This window comes from Flavobacterium gelidicaeli, assembly GCF_013294005.1.
Lineage (GTDB): Bacteria > Bacteroidota > Bacteroidia > Flavobacteriales > Flavobacteriaceae > Flavobacterium.
Map to the genome: position 1 here is coordinate 82,316 of NZ_JABSNK010000008.1, position 22,487 is coordinate 104,802.

Here is a 22,487-nt window from a genome sequence, read left to right on the forward strand (position 1 = left end):
TTTATGTTAATTTTTCAAAAAGCAAAAGACACAAAACCAGTAAAATTCGTTTGCTTGCTTTGTATCTTCTATTTCCTTTTGATTCTTTCGACTTTAAAACATTAATCCAGCTTCTTTAATAATTTTTGAACTTCCTCATAATTTTCATAATCTGATGGAATGGTTAGCAAGATCTTTTTGCATGCCTTATACTCTTTCTGTTTCAATTTTGATAAAGCGAGATTCCAAACCGCTTTGTTTTTATAAACGGAATGTCCTGATTTTAATTCATTGAAAATTGAATCGGCTTCTTTGATTTTATTTGTTTCTAATAATGAAATACCATAAAAATATTGAATTTCGGGTGTTTTCTTTTCTTTTAAAATAGATTCAAATAATGGGATCGCAACTTCATATTTTTTGGCATTAAAGGCCGTTTCTGCCTGTTTCAAATTGGCAACAGCCACACCCCTTTCTGTAAAATAAGCATTTTCATGTTGGTTAAAGTCTTCAAAATTAGGATTAGAATTGGAATTAAAAAGAAACAACCCCAAAAACAAAACAACCGAAGCTGCAACTAAATAAGAGACTGATTTTAGCGTAATCACTTTTGATTTTTTACCAACAAACTGTTGGTCGGAGATCGATTTTAAATTGTCCTTAAACACGTTTCTTTCTTCTTCAAATCCAAATTTAACTTCCAACTGGCTTTGCATGTCCTTAAAAACTTCAAATGCCGAAGCCATTTCCTGATCTTCAGCCAATTGTTTTTCGAAATTCAATTTTTCTTCAACAGACATTTCCTCTTGAAGGTATTGATCGAATACTATATAGTTTAGCTCATTCATGGCTAGGTGATTTTTAAAGATTTAAAACGACTATTTTCTTGAATCCACTGCGTCAATTGTCCGGTGCACAATGATTTTTTCTTTCGAACATAACCATAAGTTACATTAAGTTTTTCGGCTACTTCTTCCATTGATTTAATGGTAAAACTTAACTTCAATAACTCTTGGCACTTAACGCCCAACTTTTGAAACATGGCGTCAAAAAGTTGTTGTTTTTCTTCGAATACTTCGGTTTGTGCAACCATATCCTCAGTAGGCTCATTATTAGATGTAAAATCTTCATCAATTGTTACCCCTTTATTCGATACTTTTTTTAATTCATTGAGCCATTTTCTTTTACACAACAAAAAAAAGTAGGCATCAAAAGGACAGCTAAGCTGCAACTTTCCCGCTTTGGCCTGATTAAACAGTAAAATCATAATTTCCTGAACTACATCTTGAGCCTGATCTTCATCGCCAGAATTGTTCCTTATATAAGAAATCACTTTGGGAATAAACTTCTTGTAAATAGATTGAATAACTACCGAATCATTATTGGCAAGTCCTTCAATATAGGATTGATCGGGATGAAGTGTAGAATTAGCCATAGAAAAAGAATTATATGCTAATGTAAAAAAGAATCTGAAATAAATTCGAATTAAAGGGGTAACAATTTTAAACCGAGATTGATATAAGGATATAAACCAACAATCAGTTCATCAAAAATTTACATTATGGAAAAATTTATTAAAAAAATCAGACGGTATTTTACTCGAACACTTTGGAAAATTATAACGAGATAAAAAAAAATCAGATTGAAGGGGTAACAATTCAAAACCCAAGTTGATATAACAGTATAAATCTTAAACTAAATTAAAACCAATATCATGAAAACAAATTTCAAAATTATTTTAGCAATGCTTTTGATTGGAATGGGATTCCAAAACAGTAGAGCGCAAGTTTCAAACGCAATTGAGAAAACAGCCAAAAAAACAGAATGGCAATTTTCAACCCGAGCAGGATATGATTTCCCAAATTACAAAGAAGACTTCAAGTACATCGATTATAAAGGAGGCTTTATGGGCGGAATATCCATCAATCATTACTGGAGCTGGTTTGGATTGCAAGCCGATTTTGACTACATCAAAAACAGTCCAAAAAGCAATATCAACAACCCCTTTTATGAAAACAACGGACCAATTCCAACAGCAATTGCTTATACTGATGTAACAGTAACCAAAAACGATATTACTAGAATGTTTGTAGGAGCAGGACCTTCTTTTAGACACTTGAGTAAAAACAATAAATTTCAAGCCGAATTGTCTTTACTAGCCGGTTTAGGGACAATTGATGGAGGAGAAATACTAGTGGAAGGTGTTAGAAAAGACGACTCAAAGGATCCGTTAACCTATCATTCAGGCTGGGACAAACAAAATTTATTTGCCGGAAAAGTTCAAGCTAGATTTACGTACTTTTTCAACCAACATTGGGGAGTAAATGCAGGTGCCTACTACATGAATTATTTTGGTGGAGCACAAGAATCGACTAAAAATGACCTACTTGTAAGTAACGGTTATATGACAGCGGGTAGCCCACAACAAGTATATTATTATGAAGCAGGTACAACCGCAATCCGACAAGATGTTGATGGTGGATCGACTACAATCAATGCTTTTAATAGTGACCAAATTGTACGTGACAATCTGGGTGGAAATTCAGGAACAGCAGATCTTAGACGTAAAATAGATTTATCATCGGTAGGTGTATTTGCAGGATTGACATACCGTTTTAGTCCATCAAAGAAAGCTCCGAAGGAAATTGTAGAAGTAACAAAAACAGCTCCAGTAGAGAAAAAATATTGTGTACAAACTACTGCAAAAGACAAATTTACAAACGAAATTTTGCCAAATACAGATGTATCGATCAAAGATTCAAAAGGAGTAGTTGTTGAAACAGCAAAAACAGATGCTTTTGGAGTAGTTAAGTTTTGTGATCTTTTACCAGATGATTATACTATCGAAGGGATGTACAACGACATTGCACTTGAAGGAAATACAGCGAAGAAATCAGAATTTAAAAATGATCAAACTATAATAAAAGATATATTATATGCAGACAGCAACTTCATTATCAAAGGAAAAGCAGTAATATGCAACACGAGCATTGCAATAGATGGTGTAACTATTGTTCTAAAAAACAATCAATTAGCAAGTCAAAAAAATACAAATACAAATCAAAAAGGAGAATTTACTTTTCAAGCCTTACAAAATACAAATTATAGCATTTATGGTAAAAAAGAGAATTATTTATCACAAACAATGACCATTTTTACTAAAGATTACGATAGAAACAAATCACTTTTTATACAACTAGAAATATGTATGGATGCCGCAGATTGTGGAACTGCAATTGCTCTAAAAAACATTCATTATGACTTGGGTAAATACTTCATTAGAGAAGATGCAAAACCAGAATTAAACAGATTGGTTCAATTTATGAACGACAATCCAGGTGTAAAAGTTGAGTTGTCATCTCATACCGATTCTAGAGCTTCAAATGCTTACAACCAAACCTTATCTCAAAACAGAGCCAATGCAGCTGTAGATTATATTACCTCTCAAGGGATAGCAAGAGCGAGATTGACAGGTAAAGGATATGGTGAATCAAAACTTCTTAATCGTTGTGCAGACGGAGTAGAATGTTCTGAAGCAGAACACCAAAGTAACAGAAGAACAGAGGTAAAAGTAATTTGTCCACAATAAAAATGTTCTTTTTATAATTTAAAAGCGGTGAGAAATTCACCGCTTTTTCCTATTTTTATAAATCCTAACCAGACAAACCAATTGATTATGAATAAATTATATCCCTTATTTTTGTTATTCACACTAATTTCTTTTTCACAAACTAAAGTAAAAGACACTATCACCCGAAGAGCGAATATTGGATACGATCAAAAAGGAAATTTGGTTTCGTTTAAACCAACAACGCCGCCACTAATCCCAATTTCTGGCGCACCAAAACCAAGCTACTCCTATTTATGGGAAATGGGAGATGGCCATTACAGCAAAGAAGCCGAACCCAAACATGTCTATAAAAACAAGGGTACTTATACCACTCAACTTGCAGTAACCAATAATTACGACAACGGAAAACCGCCCGCTACACGTCCCAAAAAAGTAGTTGTAAATGAAATATCCAATGAAAAATACAATGAAATAGCTTCTATCGAAGACCAAAATGGCTTTGCAATCCAAAAAAATTGCGACCCCATCCCTGACCAAGAAATGATTGTTATACTGAGTTATCAAAATCTAGAAAACTATGTCGCCGATGGAAAACTCTACCTTTTTTACAACGAAAAACAATTTAAAAACAATAATTTTGAATTGGCTAGCACTCGAACTTATGCCGGCGAAAGAGAAGTAAAAGAAAACAACTTTGCTTTTGTGGATGCTATCGAAGATTCCAATTCCTATTGGGCATCTTCCGAGAATCATTCATTGGCTACAGCCAAAAAATATCAAAAAACCACTACACAAACCGATTTGGACGCAAGTTTACTCGAAGCCAATAAATGGTATAAAAATGTCTCTATTTTAGAGTTTGATGGTGCCAATCCAAAAGAAACACGGAATGTATTTTACACTTTAAAAACAACTCCTGAAATGATCAAAGACACCAGTGCAACCGTTACTATGCGCGGTATTTTTGTTCCAAATCGAAGTTTTAAAAACCATAAAGTAGTCAATTTAGAAATGCAAATCGTAACGTCTCACGATCCAAACAAAATGGGTTCAAACGGAAGTTTTTTGAATTATAGATTAGTCCGTTTTAAAAGAGTGAATTTTAAAACCCGTTTTCAAAATAACGGCGAAGGTCCTGCCAGAATGATTCGTTTAGAAACCGATGTTTCGGACATGCTCGATAAGAAAACTTTTCAAATCGAGGACATGTATCCTAAATGCCCCATATGCCCAAAAGGACAAGAACCTACTATAAGCTGTTTGGATACAATTATAAAAAAGGACCAAATCTTTTTTACCTTCAAAAACATTTATTTGCCCGGGAGCGAGCAAAAAAACGTAAAAGAAAAAGACAGCACCAAAGGCTTCGTGAAGTACTCCATGAAATTCAATAAAGACTTTCATAAAGTGAGTACAAAAAGTCGCACCGCAATTATATTTGACAAAAACGAACCTATAATAACCAATTACGCTACTACTCGATTCTTACCTGGAGTCTCAATTGGAGTTAAGGCAGGCTACAATTACTATCCTAGCTTGGACAAATCAACAAGCTATTTTGTAGGCGCAACTATTTCACCATTCAAATCGTACCGCTTTTATTGGCAGGCAGAATTATTGAATAGTTTCAACAATTACAATACTGCAACAACAATTACCGACGTTCTTATTAAAGATGCCACTGGAGTAAACCGCTTGCAACGAACTACAAACACAACAAAAAACACCAATATTAACAATGAGATTCCGTTGTTGATACGCTACAATATAAATAATTTTATAGGCATTGGAGCTGGTATTCAAGCCAATATTAATGCATCCGAAAAACAAGAACAATCCACCAAAACGGACTTATACGAAAATGACAAACCTATATTTGTAACTAGTAGCAAAGAGGATTCTGTGATAACAAGCAATAGTTTTACTAGTTTAAAAACAGGTTTACTTTTTGACCTTACTATCGGAGCAGCGAGAATTGGCCCCAGTTTTGGTGCACGCTATGTTCTGAATTTCAAAGAAAACTTTAATTATTTTCAATTTTATGGGATCTGGAAATTTTAGAGATTATTTCATTTAAAGTCTAGAAATTAACTAAGTTGTGCTCCTAAAAATATTTGTATCTCTTTGCGAGATAACCAATTATGACTAAATTATTATACATACTTTTTCTTTTTTTCTCTCTGATGACGTTTGGACAATCCTACTCAACTCAAGAAGAGAAAATTTATAACGCACTAGATCATTTTACAGCGCATCCAACCGAAGAAAATTTAAAAAAACTAGAATCCTTTAGCAAAAGTATTTCATCAACCACTTCAAAAAACAAAGATGAGCTGCTCGCCATTGTAATATTAAATTGTAATAAGGCACATTATGAGAATAATTTTGGTCAAACAACACAAGCCATTTCAAGTTATGAAAATGCTTGGAAAATGTACCAGAAAAACAAACTCTCCAATTATGATATAACCGAATACTGTTTGAAACCACTGGGGAATTTATATACCCAAATAGGTGATTACAGTAATGCCGAAAATACCATAAAACAATATTATTATGTTGCGAGCCAAGAAAAAAACGATCAACAAAAACAAGCTGCTATTCTCAATTTGTCCAACGTTTATCAAAATACGGGTAGAATAGATCAAGCCATAAACTTACTGGAAAAAACCATTCATGAAAACCACTTAAATGCCAACCAAAAAGGACTTTTATACAATAATTTAGGCTCCAATTATTTATTAAACACCAAATCAAATATAATGAAACCTAATGCTTTTGAAAATGCAGAAAAAGCGTTTTTAAAAGCCGCCTTTTTATTAGAAAAAGAACCATTACAATACGAGGCATTAGCGAATGCCTATAATAATTTATCCAAATTAAAACTGGAAAGAGGTGCTATTTCAATGGCTTTATCTTACTTTAAAAAAGCCAAAATCGCTTTCGCAAAAGTTCCAAATCCAAACCAAAGAAAGAAAGCACAATTCACCTATGATGAAGCCAACCTACTTTTTAAGCAAGGTAAAATAAAAGAATCAACTCTAGTTGTCCAATATATTTATAAAATATTAATTCCAAATTATTCCAGCCAAAAAAGCGTCCTACCAGATCCCAATTCACTTTATGCCGAAACGATTCTACTTGATGCTTTGGACCTGCAAGCGGACTTGTTTTTGGCGCAAAGCCAACCTAAAAAGGCATTAAAAAGTTACGCCCTTTCATTTCAAATTGAAGCCTTATTTCAAAGCCTTTTGGTGTATGAAAACTCAAAAATTATTACCCAAATTAGAAATCGAAATCGAACCGAAAAATGCATTGCCATTTATCAATCCCTTTTTGAAAAAGAACACCAAATAACTTATATCGAAAAAGCATTCCTACTAGCCGAAAAAACAAAGTCTGTCGTTTTAAAAACAACACTAAATAAAAACAGTTCCCAATCTAAAGAGCAGAAAAAACTATCGGAACAACTTCAAAATTGGAATACTATTATTACAAAAGAACAACAAAAAGGAAGTTTGGCTGATATTTCGAAAATAAATCAAGCGATAAAAAAACAGAATGAGGTTATGTTACTTTCGAAAGAAAAGCAAACGAAAGAAAACAAGACAACCGCAGCAGATATCGATTTGCAATCTTTATATACTAAGCTAGAAAATGACAATGCTATACTGATTGAATATTTTTCGGGAACTCATAAAATGTTTTTTTTTACTATCGTTGACAAACAAATTTCCTTACACTCTTTTAGCAACGAGGCGCACACTTCTGTAAAATTATTTCAATTTATAGATTATTTCAATGATGCCAATACCATTACAAATGATATTGATGGATTTAATCATTATGGGAATATAGCTTATCAATTATTAAAAATACCCGTCAATCCAGCCTATAAAAACTTACTTATTATCCCTGACGGAATTTTAAATTTTTTACCTTTTGAGACACTAATTACCCAAGAATCGGCCACTACAAATTTTGCCAAAATGAATTATTTACTCAACCAATATACGGTTGGTTATAATAACTCTATTGCTTTTTACCTCAACAATAAGCAGGCTGAAGAACATAAAAAACAAGTTTTAGGTATTTTTCCCGTTTTTGAAAAAACAGCTTACGAGTTAGCTTTTTCTAAAGACGAATTGCAATCGATAAAAAAGAATTTTGATGGAACTTTTTTCGAAAACTCTAGTGCCACATTCGAAAATTTCAAGAAAAACGCAACTGATTATTCCATTTTACATTTATCCACTCACGCAGCTGCAGGTGATATTGTAACGCCCGCCAGCATAAAATTTTACGACCAGGAAATCGTTTACACTGAATTATACAATTTAAATATCAATCCCGATTTAGTCGTTTTGAGTGCTTGCGAAACAGGTATTGGTAAAATCTTTAAATCCGAAGGTGCGATGAGTATTGCCAGAGGTTTTCAGTTTGCTGGCGCCCAAAACTTGTTGTTTTCTCTATGGCGTGTAAACGATTTTACGACTGCTACTTTTATGGATAAATTTTATAATTATCTAAAAAAAGGGAACTCATTTGTAGAAGCCAATCATCAAGCAAAACTTGATTTTTTGGCAGATAAAAGTATTCCGAACGCCAAAAAATCACCCTATTATTGGAGTGCCTTTGTGTATTATGGCGCTTTAAAAACAGAAGAACCTACAACCTATTATAGCTATTACATTATTGGTTTATTTATTCTAATTAGCCTATTTTTGATTTATATTCGAAATAGAAAATGAAAACCCTACCCGATTTCCTAAAAAAGGAGAAATACAAAAAAATAAAATTCAAGATTTCCAAAACGCAGCATTTGCTGATAAGAGCGACAATTAATGGCATAAAAGGAGATTTTATTCTAGATACAGGAGCTTCAAACAGCTGTATTGGTTTTGAAAGCGTAGCATTATTTCTGGTCCAAGCCGAGGATTCCAAAACATTAGCATCAGGTGCGGGAGCAACAGGAATGCAAACCCAAACCGCTTCAAACAACACCCTTCAATTGGGGTCTTGGAAAGACATTGATTTTGATTTGGTTATTTTTGATTTGTCACATGTTAATGAAGCGCTAATACAGCACAAATCAAAACCGGTTCATGGAATTATAGGCGCTGATGTTTTACTAAAGGGAAAGGCGATTATAGATTATTGCAACAAGTACTTGTACTTACAATAAGTGTTTTTTTTGGGATTAAAGCCAAGGCTAAAATTACCAACTGCATATTTGTAAAAAAGAAAACCTCAAACAAATTCATGTTTGAGGTTTTCTTTTTTATAATAGATTCAAATATTACAATTCAAATGCTCTTTTAGGATTGTTATCCAATAGTAATTCCATTGGGTTTTCTAAAGCTTCTTTAATTGCTACTAAGAAACCAACAGATTCTTTACCATCAATAATTCTGTGATCATAAGATAAAGCTACATACATCATTGGGTGAATTTCCACTTTACCGTTTACGGCAATTGGACGCTCAATAATATTATGCATACCTAAGATTCCTGATTGTGGAGGGTTGATAATAGGAGTTGATAACATAGAACCAAACACACCACCGTTAGTGATTGTAAAAGTTCCACCAGTCATATCATCAACTGTAATTTGACCATCACGTGCTCTAATCGCTAATCTTTTGATATCTGCTTCTACACCACGGAAAGTTAAATTCTCTGCGTTACGAACAACAGGAACCATTAATCCTTTTGGTCCAGACACTGCGATTGAAATATCACAGAAATCGTAAGCAATCTTATAATCACCATCCATCATCGAGTTAACATCTGGATACATTTTTAACGCTCTTGTTACCGCTTTTGTAAAGAAAGACATGTATCCAAGACCTACACCACCGTGTTTTGCTTTGAACTCATCTTTATATTGATTACGGATCGTGTTGATAGGCGTCATATTTACTTCGTTGAACGTAGTTAACATTGCCGTTTCGTTTTTCGCAGCAACTAGACGTTCAGCTACCTTACGACGCAACATTGATAGTTTTGTACGCTCTTGACCACGGCTTCCACCTGTAGGAGTTCCCATTGATGGTACTGCATTTACAGCATCATCTTTAGTAATTCTACCGTCTTTACCAGTTCCTGTTACAGCTGCTGGAGCGATATTTTTTTCGTCTAATATTTTTCTTGCTGCTGGTGACGGAGTTCCTGAAGCATAGGTTGCTGCTGGAACTGCTGCTACTGGAGCCGGAGCTGCTTTTGGCGCTTCAGCTGCTGGAGTTGCTGCCGCTACAGGAGCTGCACCTTCTGGCTTAGCTGCTGCTGTATCAATAAGACAAACAACTGCACCTACCGCTACTGCATCACCTTCTTCGGCTTTTAATGTAATTATTCCGCTTGCTTCAGCTGGTAATTCAAGGGTTGCTTTGTCAGAATCAACCTCAGCAATAGCTTGGTCTTTTTCTACATAATCTCCATCTTGTACTAACCAAGTTGCTATTTCAACTTCTTTGATAGATTCCCCTGGTGATGGGACTTTCATTTCTAAAATCATCTTTATAATTTTTTAAATTATGAATTTTATTAGTAGAGTTATTTTTTAAACAACTACTGTTTATTTTGTGTTTTATTATTTTGCCCTGATGAAACAGGAAATAGTTTCTAAGAATTAAATAAATCTTTATCAAAAACCATTCTGATTGCGTCAGCATGACGGCGTTTTGCTCTTGTTGAACTTCCTGACGCTGATGCAGAATACGCTTTTAACGACGCTAATCTCCATTTTACCAAGTTGAAATTCATTAACATAAAACTGTAAGCCCCCATGTTTTTAGGCTCTTCTTGTGCCCAAACATAGTCATCAGCATTAGGATATTGTGCAATAATCGCTTTTAATTGCTCCACTGGTAATGGAAACAATTGTTCGATTCTTACTACAGCCACATCGTTGCGACCGTTTTTTTCTCTCTCTGCAGTGATGTCGTAATAGAATTTTCCTGTACAGAAAACTAATGATTTCACATCAGCTTTATTTACTGTTGAGTCATCAATTGTTTCTTGAAAACTTCCGTTTTCTAATTCTTCAATTGTAGAAACACATCTAGGGTCACGCAACAAACTCTTTGGTGTAAACACAATTAATGGTTTACGGAATTTTGTTTTCATTTGTCTTCTCAACAAGTGAAAGAAATTGGCTGGTGTTGTACAATCTGCCACAAACATATTTTGTCTTGCACACAATTGCAAGTAACGCTCCATTCTAGCCGAAGAGTGCTCAGCACCTTGACCTTCGTATCCATGAGGCAATAACAATACAATTCCGTTTTGATTGTTCCATTTGTCTTCTCCACAAGAGATGTACTGGTCAATCATAATTTGAGCACCATTAGAGAAATCTCCAAATTGTGCTTCCCAAATTGTCAATGTGTTTGGGTTTGCCAAAGCATAACCATAATCAAATCCTAGAACACCATATTCAGACAAGAAGGAATTAAAAATATTAAAGTTCCCTTTTTTACCTTCAAGGTTGTTAATTAAAACAACTTCTTCTTCTGAATCTTCTACTTTAATTACTGCGTGACGGTGAGAGAACGTACCACGCTCAACATCTTGTCCAGAAATACGAACATCGTACCCTTCCTGCAATAATGAACCATAAGCTAAGTGTTCAGCCATTCCCCAATCTAACTTGTTAGTCTCAAAAAACATTGTTTTTCGGTCGTTAACTAGTTTTTGGATTTTGTTCATGAACTTCTTGTCTGATGGCAAGTTACTTACTGCGTTAGCTACTTGAGTTAATCCCTCTCTTGAGAAAGAAGTATCTACTTTTAGTAACATTTGTTTATCAGTAACTTGTTCAAATCCCAACCATTCATTTTTCATAAATGGGGTAATAATGGTCAAATCTTTTTTACGTGAAGCTTCTAAATTAGCTTCCATGTTAGATTTGTATTCTTTCTCAAGTGCATTTACATAAGTTGCATCGATTACTCCATCTGAAAGTAATTTTTCAGCATAAAGATCTCTTGGATTCTTATGTTTTGCAATGATTTTATACAATACCGGCTGTGTAAAACGAGGTTCATCACCTTCATTATGACCGTATTTTCTATATCCTAATAAGTCAATGAATACATCACGACCAAACTGCATTCTGAAATCCAATGCAAAGTTCATTGCGTGAACTACTGCTTCAGCATCATCTGCATTAACATGTAATACTGGAGACAAAGTAACCTTAGCCACATCTGTACAATAGGTAGAAGAACGAGCATCTAAATAATTTGTAGTAAAACCAACTTGATTGTTAATTACAATATGGATTGTTCCTCCCGTTTTATATCCATCAAGTTGAGCCATTTGGATAATTTCATAAAGAATTCCTTGTCCTGCAATTGCGGCATCACCGTGAACAGCGATAGGTAAAACTTTAGAAAAATCATTAGGAAAATATTTATCTTGTTTCGCTCTTGTAATTCCTTCAATAACCGCACCTACTGTTTCAAGGTGAGAAGGATTAGGAGCAAGATTGATATTGATTTTTTTACCTGTACTTGTAATTTTGTCAGCTGTAAGACCCAAGTGGTACTTTACATCTCCGTCAAAATATTCTTTATCGTAATCTTTACCATCAAACTCGCCAAAAATATCTTGAGTCGATTTACCAAAGATGTTAGCAAGAATATTCAAACGACCACGGTGTGCCATTCCCATTACAAATTGCTCAACTCCTTTTTCTGCAGCTCTTTCGATTAAAGTATCAAGAGCAGGAATGATTGATTCTCCTCCTTCTAATGAAAAACGTTTTTGACCTACATATTTAGTATGCAAGAAATTTTCAAATGAAACTGCTTGATTCAGTTTATTCAAGATTCCTTTCTTTTCATCTGCCGAAAAGTTAGGTTGGTTATCATTAACCCCTATTTTATCTTGAATCCATTTTACAATTTCTGGCTTTCTGATATACATGTACTCCACCCCTATGTGCTGGCAGTAAATTGTATCTAGGTGTTTGATAATATCTGTTAGCGTACATGGTGCAATCCCAATAATTTTGGCTGCATCAAAAACAGTGTTTAAATCTGCTGATGTAAGTCCAAAATTTGTAATATCAAGATTGGGCTCAAAAGTCCTTCTGTCTCTTACTGGGTTTGTTTTAGTAAATAAATGCCCGCGAGAACGGTATCCTTCTACTAGTTTTAAAACATTGAACTCCTTTTGAAGTTTTTCTGAAATTTGAGAGTAGTCAATAGAACCTGAAGTCTCATTGACTATATGCTGTACAGGATTTTCACCATTATAAGTCTCCATTCCAAAGTCGAAACCTTGAAAAAAACTTCTCCAGCTTGGCTCAACGCTATCTGGGTTCTCTAAGTACTGGTCGTATAATTGTGCGAAAAATTCTGTATGTGCTGCGTTTAAAAATGAAAACCTATCCATAATATTTAGTGAATATACTTTTTGTTAAAATAGTTTGACAAAAGTACAATAATCCACTAAATTTACATTTATATAAAGTTACATTTATATGTTAAAATGTTAAAAAATTAAGTACTTATGAGAAAAAAGCCCATTAACAGCCTTTTAAAACACGTTTTACTTGTTCTAATTCTAGTCATTTCTAACAATTCAATAGCTCAACAACAGCCTAATAGCTCAAAATACGGAAGTGATTTTTGGGATAAAGTCCAAATTGGAGGTGGTTTAGGTCTAGGATTTGGATCTGGATACACTGATATTTCCATTTCCCCTAGCGCAATCTATAATTTCAATGATTATGTTGCTCTTGGAGCCGGTGTACAATATAGTTATGTGAGTCTAAAAAACAACTACAGCTCTAATTTATACGGCGGTAGCATCATTGCGCTATTTAACCCAATCAGAGAAATCCAACTTTCAGCAGAATTAGAGGAACTTAGAGTAAACACAACATACGACGGAATTGATGGTCGAACAGATGATTTCTGGAATACTGGTTTATTTCTAGGAGCAGGATACCGCACTAACAATGTAACTATTGGCGCACGCTATAATGTATTACATGACGACAATAATCGTGTTTACAATGATGCATTCATGCCTTTTGTACGAGTATACTTTTAATTATTAAGAGTTTTATGTACCAATGGTAAAATGCTATACTTATTTAAATAAATCACATTAGACAATAGAATCTTTTTTAGCGGTATTTATTTTTAAACCACACTTTTTGCCATTCTCTTTTTAGAATTAGGAAGGCAACTTGTTCTGACAGAATAACTAAATCTGAGCCATCAAGTTTTTTAACTTCTTCCTCAGCAACATCAATAATATAAAGTAGGTTTAAATATTCAGCAAATTTATACTGAATCATGCGATAGACTTTTTCGTGCAACTGAATTTTAAGTTCTTTTGCAGTTATACTCATTGGAAAATCAATCCCTTCGTTAGCTAAATTGAAATCTTTATTGATTTGTTCGATTAATTTCAAATACAAAGACTCCCCTTCTGCTTCAAGCAGTAACAAGTCGGTATTTAATGGCGCTATAAACATATAATTTTAATTTCGATTCTAAAACCAGTGGTATTCAATAATCGAAATTAAATTTCGCTATTGTTATATTATTCTAAAACTATACTTTTCTTCCCATTAGGTTTTCACCAAATGCTCTTAATATTTCTTTCTTATCTTTACTAATATTCATTTTATCTAAAGTATCAAAAGCTTTAAAAGTATATTCTTGCATGGCATCTTGAGTAATTTTTGAGGCTCCCGAAGAATTAAATAATGCCTTTACAGCTTCAATTTTATCTGTGTTATCTTCTGGATTAGAAGCAAATAAATCCTGCAACTCCGTTTGTACTTCATTTGAAGAAAACTCCATTGCTTTTAAATACAAATAGGTTTTTTTATTTTCGATAATATCACCTCCTACTTGTTTACCAAAGGTTTCCGGATTACCAAAAGCATCTAAATAATCATCTTGCAATTGAAAAGCTATTCCGAGATTCAAACCAAATTCGTAAATAAAATTCGCATTTTCCTCAGATGTACCTGCAACTATTGCTCCCATTTTCATGGCGGCAGCAACAAGAACAGCTGTTTTATATTCGATCATTTTAAGGTACTCCTCGATCGTAACATCATTGCGAGTTTCAAAATCTACATCCCATTGTTGCCCTTCACAAACTTCAAGTGCTGTTTTACTAAACAATTTAGCTAATTGCATGAAAACAGCTGGCTCGTATTGTTCAAAATACTGGTAGGCCAATATCAACATTGCGTCTCCAGATAAAATTCCTGTATTAAGATCCCACTTTTCATGAACCGTTACTTGACCTCTTCGTAAAGGAGCTTCGTCCATAATATCATCATGAACTAAAGAGAAATTATGAAAAACCTCCACAGCCATAGCCGCCGGAAGTGCTTTATTATAATCAACATCAAAAACCTCTACAGCCATCAAGGTTAATACGGGACGCATTCTTTTACCTCCTAAGCCCAAAATATAGGTTATAGGATTATATAAATTTCGAGGCTCACGCGCTATAGATTGTGTATTTAGGTAAGTAACAAAGAATTCTTGGTATTGATTAATGGCATGCATAAAAATTATTTTTCGGCTAATTTACAGCATTCACACCTGATTACAAACTTGTAACCTTAAGTAAATGTTAAAAAAAAGGAAAAACAACGGAAACTATTTTGGTGTTCAAAGTTTCCGTATTACATTTGCAGCAGAATTTAACATTTAGAAATGTATCCTAATGACAACAACTTTACCCATAAATACCACAAAATGGACAATTGACTCTAGTCAGTCAGATGTTTTAATAAAAGCAAGACACTCTATAATTGCTTATATAGCGGGATCATCAAACAAATTCAAAGGATCGATTGACATCCAAGATAATGAAGTAGAAGACGCTTCGATAGAATTTGTTTTAGACCTTAAAAACACCCAATATGATCTTGAAAAAATAGACAGTCCTGTAATAATAAGTGACTATATTGATAATAACGAGTTTCCATATATAAGCTTTAAATCGATTTCCTTTCAAAAGATTAATCACAATATTAACTTTTTAAAAGGATACCTTACTGTTAAGGATATTACGAAAGTAGTAGAGCTTGATGCCGAATTAGTGAATATCGATACCCAAAACGGAATCAAAAAGGCGATTTTTGAAGTTACCGGTCAAATAAAAAGCAAGGATTTTCTACTAGCAGCAAACTCTTACACAGAGGCTGGCGGAATTGCTTTAGGTCCAGATATTAAGTTAATAGCCAATTTAGAATTTGTTATCTAAACAATTTGAATTATAAGAAATCATTAAATACACTTTTACTATTAGAACTAACAATATGTTTAAATACCCTGTAATACATTTGCCATAAAACCCTATTAACAAGTTACATACCTTAAAATTTTATAACTATTGACAACTAAACTAACAAAGAAATCCTTAATTTAAGTGTTTCTTTGCGAAAGAGAAAAGATGAAAGAAAAAATTATAGCTAAAGCAAGCGAGATGTTTATTAAGCTAGGCTTTAAAAGCATTACCATGGACGACATTGCAGGCGAGATGTGTATTTCTAAAAAAACAATTTACAAATACTTTTGCAATAAAGAAATCTTAGTTGAAGAAAGCACCGCGCTACTACACAAGGAGATACACGAAACCATTGACTCAATCATTAAGTTGAATTATAATGCAATTAAAGAGAATTTTAAAATTCGGGAAATGTTTGGGGAAATGTTCCAATCAACGGCAGATACCTCTCCTGTTTTTCAATTAAAAAAGCACTATCCTGAAATTTACGAAAAGGTAATGCTTAAAGAAATTGACGAATGTTCAATGTGGTTTAGACATAATATTCAAAAAGGAATTGAAAGCGGTTTTTATAGAACCAACCTAAATATTACTAATTATGTTAATTTTTATTACATACTCATATTCAACATTAATGGCAACACAAAATCAGAAAAAGAAGCGCGATTACTTGAACTCGAAGCATTAGAATACCATATAAGAGCAATGGCAACGCCTAAAGGAATTATAGAACTAGAAAAAAACTTACTAAACCCAGACATCTAATGAAAAAACTATTAGTACTAACATTCTTAACATTGGCACTTACAGCCCAATCACAAGAAATAAAGAGGTTAACGCTCAAAGATGCGATTAACTACGCGCTAGAAAACAAAGCCGATGCCAAAAAAGCAAAACTAAAAGTAGAAAATAGTGAATACCAAATTCAAGAAGTGCGCTCTAGAGCTCTACCACAAATTGCTGCAAATGGGAGTTTGAATTACAATCCTATTTTACAAACAAGTGTCATTGATGGAAGCTCGTTTGGGCAACCGGGAACTAGTATTCAAGCTACTTTTGGACAAAAATGGTCTTCTACAGCAGGATTATCACTAACACAAAATTTGTTTGACCAGTCAGTTTTCACAGGTTTGAAAGCAGCAAAAACTACAAGAGAGTTTTATCAAATTAATGAAATACTTACTGAAGAGCAAGTTATAGAAAGAGTCGCAAATAACTACTACGCAGTATATGTACAAAGACAAAATTTAACTGTTTTAGATAGTACTTATAAAAATACCACTAAGGTTAAAAACATCATCAAAGGACAATATGATAATGGATTAGCTAAAAAAATTGACTTAGACCGAATTTTAGTAAAAATCTCAAACATCGACACCCAACGTCAACAAGTTTTAAATGCGGTTCAATTGCAAGAGAATGCTTTAAAATTTTACATGGGAATGCCTATTGCAACTATTATTGAAATTCCGCAAACTGAGTTTGAAGTAACTCCTCAAGCATTTGCCGAAGAGCCAAATACTGAAACGAGAACCGAGTATTTACTAGTAAGAAAACAAGAACAGTTATTAGAATTTCAAAAGAAAGCCGTAACAGCAGCTTACTACCCTACGTTATCATTAACTGCAGGCTACAACTATATAGGACAAGGCCCAAATATGCCTTGGGGAGCAAAACCAGTTGATGGCGTTTACTGGTCTGATTATTCTGCTATAGGTTTAAATTTAAGAGTACCTATCTTCTCAGGATTTGCTACGCGTTCAAAAATTAGACAAGCTGATGTTGACTTGCGTTCTATTAAAGAGGATTTGATTGATACTAAGTTATCACTTGATTTGGCTTTCGCCAATGCTAAAACTCAAATCGACAATAGTCTTGTTACGATCAAAAATCAAAAAAGTAACGCACAGTTAGCTCAAGAAGTATTAGACAATACTAAAAATAATTACATACAAGGATTAACCTCATTAACCGACTTGCTAGATGCTGAAAATGCATTTACTGAAGCACAAAACAACTATACGGCAGCAGTATTAGACTATAAATTAGCCGAAATTCAATTAATCAAATCAAAAGGAGAACTTAAAACACTTATAAATAACTAATATGAAAAAGAATTTTACAATAGTACTGGTAATAGTTGCTGTCTTAGCAGTGATAGGGTATGTTTTAACAAAAAACAAAGAAGAGAACAAAGCTAAAACAGATATCGTTGCAACAAAAAATGCTGCTGTATCCGTTAAAACAACACAGGTAAAAACAGAAGCTGTTTCTTTAGACTTTTTAGCTAATGGAAACTTTGAACCAATACAAGAATTGACTTTTTCTGCAGAGAAATCTGGAAAAGTAATTAGTGTTTTAGTAAAAGAAGGAGACTATGTAAACGTAGGTCAAACTTTAGTAATCGTAAGAAGCGATGTTGTAAATGTAAATGCACAAACAGCTAAAGCATCTTATGACAATGCAAAAGCAGATTATGCTAGATATGAAAATGCTTTTAAAACTGGTGGAGTTACAAAACAACAATTAGACCAAGCTAAATTAGCCTTAACTAATGCAGGATCTAACTTGACTCAAGCAAATATTAATGTAGGAGACACTAGAGTTAAAGCACCTATAAAAGGGTTCATCAATAAAAAATATATTGAACCAGGTTCTATATTGACTGGAATGCCAGCAAGCCCAATGTTTGACATTGTAAATGTTTCTAAACTTAAATTAAAAGTTACTGCTAACGAAAGCCAAGTTGCTAGCCTAAAAATAGGAAACCCTGTTAATGTTACTGCAAGTGTTTTTCCTGATAAAACATTTACTGGTAAAATCACTTTTATTGCTGCAAAAGCTGATGAGAGTTTGAACTTTGCTGTTGAAATCGAAATTGCTAATAGCAGTGATAACAACCTAAAAGCGGGAATGTACGGTACCGCTAACTTTGCTTCTAAACAAAAACAAGAATTAAAAGTAGTTCCAAGAAATGCATTTGTAGGAAGCGTAAGCAGCAACCAAGTTTTTGTTGTTGAAAACAGAAAAGCAAAATTGAAAAAAGTAGTTGCGGGAAGAATTTTAGGAGAACAAGTAGAAATAGTTGATGGATTAGCTGACGGAGAAGCGGTGATTACTACAGGACAAATCAACTTACAAGATGGTAGCTCAGTAGAAATTATCAAATAATTTTTTGATAAAGAAACTAATCCTAATTGTTCCTAACCCCAAGGGTTAAACTAAATAAAAATATATGAAATTAGCAGAAATATCCATAAAACGTCCGTCGTTAGTGATTGTATTGTTTACAATTCTAATACTTGGTGGACTATTCAGTTATAGCCAGCTAGGCTATGAATTGATCCCTAAATTCGAGCAGAATGTAATTACAATCTCGACTATTTACCCAGGAGCTTCTCCTAGTGAAATAGAAAATACAGTTACAAAGAAGATCGAAGACGGAATTGCCTCTCTTGAAAACATCAAGAAAATTGACTCTAAGTCTTACGAAAGTTTGTCTATTGTGTCCATTACCTTAACATCAAATGCTAAAATTGATGTATCTATGAATGACGCACAACGAAAGATCAATCAATTAATTAGTGATTTACCTGATGACGCCGAAACGCCTTCATTAACTAAATTCTCATTAAGCGATTTGCCAATTATGACTATTGGTGCAAACGGAAAGATGGATGAAGCCGCTTTTTATGACTTAATTGACAAGAAAATAACACCTGTACTATCTCGTGTTGAAGGTGTTGCACAAGTAAACATCATTGGTGGTCAAGAACGTGAAATTCAGGTAAACTTAGACGCGAATAAAATGCAAGGGTACAACCTTTCTATTCCTGCAGTTCAACAAGTTATTTTAACTTCAAATCTAGATTTCCCTACTGGAAACATACAAACTCGTGATCAAAAAATATTGATTCGTTTAGCGGGTAAATATAAAAGTGTTGATGAATTAAGGAATTTAGTTATTTCTTCTAAAGATGGAATCGAAATCCGCTTAAAAGATATTGCTGACGTTCAAGATGATCAAAAAATAGCTGAGAAAATTTCTCGTGTAGATCAAAAAAGCGCGATCATTTTACAGATCATAAAACAGTCTGATGCAAATGCTGTTGCCGTAAGTGAGGAGTTAGTTAAAAGCATTAAAGAACTTGAAGCTGATTACAAAACAAACGCATTAAAATTAGAAATTGCAAAAGACAGTACAGTATATACACTTGAAGCAGCGGACTCTGTATTACACGATTTATTGATTGCTGTTGTATTAGTTGCACTTGTAATGTTGTTTTTCTTACACAGTATTCGTAACTCATTAATCGTAATGGTTTCGATTCCAGCATCATTAATTGCTACTTTTATCGGTATTTATCTTTTAGGATATACCCTTAACTTAATGAGTTTGCTAGGACTATCTCTCGTAGTAGGAATTTTGGTCGATGATGCCATTGTAGTATTAGAAAATATCTACAGGCATATGGAAATGGGTAAAAACCGTGTACGTGCAGCTTATGAAGGTACTGCCGAAATTGGTGGAACAGTAACATCGATTACCTTAGTAATTGTGGTGGTATTTTTACCTATAGCAATGAGTTCAGGATTAGTATCTAATATTATTACACAATTTTGTGTAACAGTAATTATCTCGACATTATTCTCACTTCTAGCTTCGTTTACCATTATTCCGTGGTTGTCTTCACGTTTTGGAAAACTAGAACATATTGAAGGTAAAAACCTTTTTGGAAGAGTTATTTTAGGTTTCGAAAGCTACTTAACACGTTTCACAAACTGGATTTCAGGATTATTAAACTGGTGTTTAGACCATTATTTCAAGACAATTGCTGTTGTATTAGTTTTGTTTTTTGGATCTACAATAGGATTATTAGGTGGTGGTTTCATTGGAGGAGAGTTCTTTGCTGCTTCTGATAGTGGGGAATTTTTAGTTCAAATCGAAATGCCGAAAGACGCTTCGATAGAACAAACGAACTTCATGACACAAAAAGCAGAAGCCTTCTTGAAAAAAGAGGCATATGTTCACAGTCAAATTACAACAGTTGGACAAACATCTGAAGGTTTTGGAGCTTCTCAAGCAACGGCTTACAAAGCAGAAATTGATGTGAAAATGATTGAACAAAGCGAACGTAGCGATGCAGCATCGGTTTATGCAGCAAAAATTAAACGCAAGCTAGAAAAAGTTTTAGTAGGTGCTAAAGTAAAAACTGTTCCCGTAGGTATTTTAGGAACTGCAGAAAATGCGACTTTAGGATTAATCGTAACAGGACCTTCAGTAGAAAGCGCAATGAAATTTGCTAAATTGGCTGAAGCCGAATTAAGAACTATCCCAGGAACAACTGAGATTAAATTAACTGTTGAAGACGGAAATCCAGAAATCAATGTTCAAGTAGATCGTGATAAAATGGCAGCCTTAGGTTTGACGCTTCAAACTGTAGGTATGACAATGCAAACTGCTTATAGTGGGAACACAGATGGAAAATTTAGAGCTGGGGAATATGAGTATGACATCAACATTAAATACAATGCATTTGATAGAAAAAGCATTAACGATGTAAGCAACTTAATTTTCATTAATAATCTAGGACAACAAATTAAGTTATCTCAATTTGCTGCAATTACTGAAGGATCAGGACCTAGTCAATTAGAACGAAGAGACAAAACAGCATCGGTAACGGTACAAGGTCAAAATGTTGGGGTTGCCTCTGGAACGATTGTAACACAATGGCAAGAAAAATTGGATAAATTAGAAAAACCAACTGGTGTAAATTACATTTGGGGTGGAGATCAAGAAAATCAAAGTGAAGGTTTTGGTACACTTGGTATTGCTTTATTGGCTGCAATTGTTTTAGTATACCTAGTAATGGTAGGTCTTTATGATAGTTTTGTTCACCCGTTTGTGGTATTGTTCTCCATTCCGCTTTCGTTTATTGGAGCATTATTAGCGTTAGCGTTGACTAACAACACTTTAAATATATTTACCATATTAGGGATCATTATGTTAATTGGTCTGGTGTGTAAAAACGCCATCATGCTTGTTGATTATACCAATCAACGTAGAGCAGCAGGTGAAAGTATCAGAACCGCATTGATTCAAGCAAATCACGCTCGTTTACGCCCTATTTTGATGACTACAATTGCAATGGTTTTTGGTATGTTTCCTATTGCATTAGCCTCTGGTGCTGGAGCAGAATGGAAAAATGGATTGGCATGGGTAATTATTGGTGGATTAATAAGTTCGTTATTCTTAACCTTAATCATTGTGCCTGTAATCTATGAAATCATGGAGAAAATAATCAAGAAGTTCTCTAAAGGAGAAAAATTAGATTATGACGCAGAAATGGTTGCTGATTATGTACATAAAGAATTGAGTGAAGACGGGGTTAATCCTAACCACGTTTAATATTCAATTTTACATAAATTATTTATAAAGTAAAGCCTGTCTATTGATTTAGACAGGCTTTCTTATGTGCTAAACTATTATTCCAACAATAAACCACATTAAAATTACTATTTATTTAATGACAATTATGTTCTTTTTATTAAAATCAATAGTACTCTGATTTACAAAACAGTCTAATTGTAAGTTCCAAATAAGTCGAGAACCACTATTACAGCTCTACTGCATTTGATATACTAAAAATTAGGATTAGAC

16 protein-coding genes are annotated in these 22,487 nt (G+C 33.8%); 10 read left to right on the plus strand and 6 right to left on the minus strand.

Annotated features, from left to right (window positions below; all coding sequences use genetic code 11):
* Positions 1 to 101: 101 nt before the first annotated feature.
* Positions 102 to 827 (minus strand): tetratricopeptide repeat protein, encoded by a 726-nt coding sequence (locus HNP99_RS12775; protein ID WP_173853773.1) that lies wholly within the window; start codon positions 825 to 827, stop codon positions 102 to 104.
* A gap of 2 nt (positions 828 to 829) precedes the next feature.
* Entirely contained in the window at positions 830 to 1,414 is a 585-nt protein-coding gene (locus HNP99_RS12780; protein WP_173853774.1) for an RNA polymerase sigma factor, read from the minus strand.
* A 279-nt stretch (positions 1,415 to 1,693) separates the two neighbouring features.
* Here HNP99_RS12780 and HNP99_RS12785 point away from each other — a divergent pair, with 279 nt between their 5' ends.
* The 4 genes from HNP99_RS12785 to HNP99_RS12800 all read left to right on the plus strand — a co-directional run bounded on the left by HNP99_RS12785 (position 1,694) and on the right by HNP99_RS12800 (position 8,735).
* A complete protein-coding gene (locus HNP99_RS12785; RefSeq protein ID WP_173853775.1) occupies positions 1,694 to 3,568 on the plus strand; it encodes an OmpA family protein in 1,875 nt (624 codons plus the stop codon).
* Between the two features lie 87 nt (positions 3,569 to 3,655).
* A complete protein-coding gene (locus tag HNP99_RS12790) occupies positions 3,656 to 5,611 on the plus strand; it encodes a PKD domain-containing protein (protein ID WP_173853776.1) in 1,956 nt (651 codons plus the stop codon).
* An 80-nt stretch (positions 5,612 to 5,691) separates the two neighbouring features.
* The gene (locus HNP99_RS12795) at positions 5,692 to 8,301 is read left to right on the plus strand and encodes a CHAT domain-containing protein (RefSeq protein ID WP_173853777.1); all 2,610 of its coding nucleotides are present in this window, start codon (positions 5,692 to 5,694) and stop codon (positions 8,299 to 8,301) included.
* A complete protein-coding gene (locus HNP99_RS12800; protein ID WP_173853778.1) occupies positions 8,298 to 8,735 on the plus strand; it encodes a retropepsin-like aspartic protease in 438 nt (145 codons plus the stop codon). The genes HNP99_RS12795 and HNP99_RS12800 overlap by 4 nt, the downstream gene beginning before the upstream one ends.
* A 114-nt stretch (positions 8,736 to 8,849) precedes the next feature.
* Here HNP99_RS12800 and odhB read toward each other — a convergent pair whose 3' ends face one another.
* Positions 8,850 to 10,067, minus strand: a complete 1,218-nt coding sequence (gene odhB, locus HNP99_RS12805) for a 2-oxoglutarate dehydrogenase complex dihydrolipoyllysine-residue succinyltransferase (protein ID WP_173853779.1) — start codon at positions 10,065 to 10,067, stop codon at positions 8,850 to 8,852.
* A gap of 107 nt (positions 10,068 to 10,174) precedes the next feature.
* Positions 10,175 to 12,952, minus strand: a complete 2,778-nt coding sequence (locus HNP99_RS12810; protein ID WP_173853780.1) for a 2-oxoglutarate dehydrogenase E1 component — start codon at positions 12,950 to 12,952, stop codon at positions 10,175 to 10,177.
* Positions 12,953 to 13,069: 117 nt separating this feature from the next.
* Here HNP99_RS12810 and HNP99_RS12815 point away from each other — a divergent pair, with 117 nt between their 5' ends.
* Positions 13,070 to 13,615 carry a hypothetical protein gene (locus HNP99_RS12815; RefSeq protein ID WP_173853781.1) on the plus strand — a complete coding sequence of 182 codons (546 nt, stop codon included), beginning with the start codon at positions 13,070 to 13,072 and terminating at the stop codon, positions 13,613 to 13,615.
* A 76-nt stretch (positions 13,616 to 13,691) separates the two neighbouring features.
* Here the strand turns inward: HNP99_RS12815 and HNP99_RS12820 are convergent, their stop codons facing one another.
* The gene (locus HNP99_RS12820) at positions 13,692 to 14,045 is read right to left on the minus strand and encodes a hypothetical protein (RefSeq protein WP_173853782.1); all 354 of its coding nucleotides are present in this window, start codon (positions 14,043 to 14,045) and stop codon (positions 13,692 to 13,694) included.
* 79 nt (positions 14,046 to 14,124) lie between these two features.
* Positions 14,125 to 15,099 (minus strand): polyprenyl synthetase family protein, encoded by a 975-nt coding sequence (locus HNP99_RS12825; protein ID WP_173853783.1) that lies wholly within the window; start codon positions 15,097 to 15,099, stop codon positions 14,125 to 14,127.
* Positions 15,100 to 15,259: 160 nt separating this feature from the next.
* On the opposite strand from HNP99_RS12825, the gene HNP99_RS12830 reads away from it, so the two are divergent.
* The 5 genes from HNP99_RS12830 to HNP99_RS12850 all read left to right on the plus strand — a co-directional run bounded on the left by HNP99_RS12830 (position 15,260) and on the right by HNP99_RS12850 (position 22,235).
* Positions 15,260 to 15,802: a YceI family protein gene (locus tag HNP99_RS12830; protein ID WP_173853784.1), complete on the plus strand. Its 543-nt coding sequence runs from the start codon at positions 15,260 to 15,262 to the stop codon at positions 15,800 to 15,802.
* A gap of 189 nt (positions 15,803 to 15,991) precedes the next feature.
* Complete coding sequence (locus HNP99_RS12835) at positions 15,992 to 16,591, plus strand: TetR/AcrR family transcriptional regulator (protein ID WP_173853785.1); 600 nt, start codon at positions 15,992 to 15,994, stop codon at positions 16,589 to 16,591.
* Positions 16,591 to 17,931, plus strand: coding sequence for a TolC family protein (locus tag HNP99_RS12840; protein ID WP_173853786.1), 1,341 nt, complete (start codon positions 16,591 to 16,593; stop codon positions 17,929 to 17,931). Before HNP99_RS12835 ends, HNP99_RS12840 begins: the two co-directional genes overlap by 1 nt.
* A 1-nt stretch (position 17,932) precedes the next feature.
* On the plus strand, positions 17,933 to 18,997 hold the full coding sequence (locus HNP99_RS12845) for an efflux RND transporter periplasmic adaptor subunit (RefSeq protein ID WP_173853787.1): 1,065 nt from the start codon (positions 17,933 to 17,935) through the stop codon (positions 18,995 to 18,997).
* Between the two features lie 64 nt (positions 18,998 to 19,061).
* Entirely contained in the window at positions 19,062 to 22,235 is a 3,174-nt protein-coding gene (locus HNP99_RS12850; RefSeq protein ID WP_173853788.1) for an efflux RND transporter permease subunit, read from the plus strand.
* The last annotated feature ends 252 nt before the right edge of the window (positions 22,236 to 22,487 follow it).